General features: G+C 51.7%; 3 protein-coding genes and 1 other annotated feature. All 3 genes read left to right on the top strand.

The genetic code is table 11. From position 1 onward, the window contains the following. Nucleotides 1-17: 17 nt before the first annotated feature. On the top strand, nt 18-707 hold the full coding sequence (locus tag QMM04_RS22595; RefSeq protein WP_282997121.1) for a tRNA/rRNA methyltransferase: 690 nt from the start codon (nt 18-20) through the stop codon (nt 705-707). 202 nt (nt 708-909) lie between these two features. Continuing rightward, a complete protein-coding gene (gene thrL / locus QMM04_RS22590) occupies nt 910-981 on the top strand; it encodes a thr operon leader peptide (protein WP_128601299.1) in 72 nt (23 codons plus the stop codon). Next, nucleotides 917-1,039, top strand: a sequence feature (Thr leader region). It overlaps the preceding gene by 65 nt. A 26-nt stretch (nt 1,040-1,065) precedes the next feature. After that, nucleotides 1,066-1,229, top strand: a 164-nt coding sequence (locus QMM04_RS22585) for a hypothetical protein (RefSeq protein ID WP_282997120.1), incomplete at its 3' end; no start/stop codon positions are given.

Raw genomic sequence — 1,229 nt, 5'->3', positions numbered from 1 at the left:
AGTTCGATGGAAAAATCATGCATTTCCCCCTGATCCTTGTCTCACCCGCCCGTCCAGAGAATATCGGCGCGGCAGCCCGCGCCATGAAAACCATGGGCTTTAGCGAATTGCGCATTGTGGCCAGCGATGCCTGGCAAGATCCCGCCGCACGCCGTGTGGCGCACGGTGCCGGTGAGATCCTTGATAACGTCAAAACCTACGGCACCTTGAGTGAAGCGCTGGCAGATGTGGATTTCTCTGTCGCCACCACCGCACGCAGCCGCGCGAAGTTCCGCTACTACGCCACGCCCACTCAGGTAGAAACCATCTTGCAGGAGAAGCGCCAGTGGCTGAGCCGTATCGCACTGGTGTTTGGTCGTGAAGACAGCGGGTTAACCAATGAAGAGCTGGAGCAGGTCGATCTGCTGACCGGTATTCCGATGGCCAATGATTATCCCTCGCTCAATCTCGGCCAGGCGGTGATGGTGTACTGCTATCAGTTATCCGCGCTCAATCAGATTGCGGTTGAACGCAATGAAGCGGCAAATGAACATCAGTTGCAGGCTTTACGTGAACGCTTCCATCAACTGCTGGTGAAGCTGGAGGTGAGTGACGATGCGAAAATGGCGGACTGGATCGACCAACGTATCGGCCTGCTGGAACAGCGTGATAGCGCCATGCTGCATCGACTGCTGCATGATGTAGAAAAAAAACTTATAGATAAATAATCGGTGAATGTACGTGTTCTTAGTGACAGATCGGGAAACCAGGCGATCTGTTGAACGATCCCGATATGATTTGCGTGCAGAAACCGAACTCTGCGCAGCAGTCGTAAAATCGTGGCTAAGACAAATTCGTTGACTTAACGTGCGCTTTGCTTTACTTCTGGAAGGCAGACGGACAAGACAAAGACAGACAGAAAAAATCTCAATGCGTAATCACAGCCTGAACACCACAATTATTATTACCACCACCATTACCACAGGTAACGGTGCGGGCTGACGCATACAGGAAAAACAAAGAAAAAAGCCCGCACCTAAACAGTGCGGGCTTTTTTTTCGGCAAAAATTCAGGAGAGCTTCAATCATGCGAGTGCTGAAATTCGGCGGAACCTCAGTAGCCAATGCGGAACGTTTTCTTCGCGTGGCAGATATTCTGGAAAGCAACGCGCAACAGGGACAGGTTGCCACCGTGCTCTCTGCGCCAGCGAAAATCACCAATCATCTGGTGGCGATGATTGAGAAAACCAT

This window comes from Pantoea sp. Pa-EAmG (assembly GCF_030024295.1).
Taxonomy (GTDB): domain Bacteria; phylum Pseudomonadota; class Gammaproteobacteria; order Enterobacterales; family Enterobacteriaceae; genus Pantoea; species Pantoea dispersa.
The sequence above is the reverse complement of the archived record's forward strand: the minus strand, read 5'-3'. Positions and strand labels throughout refer to the sequence as shown.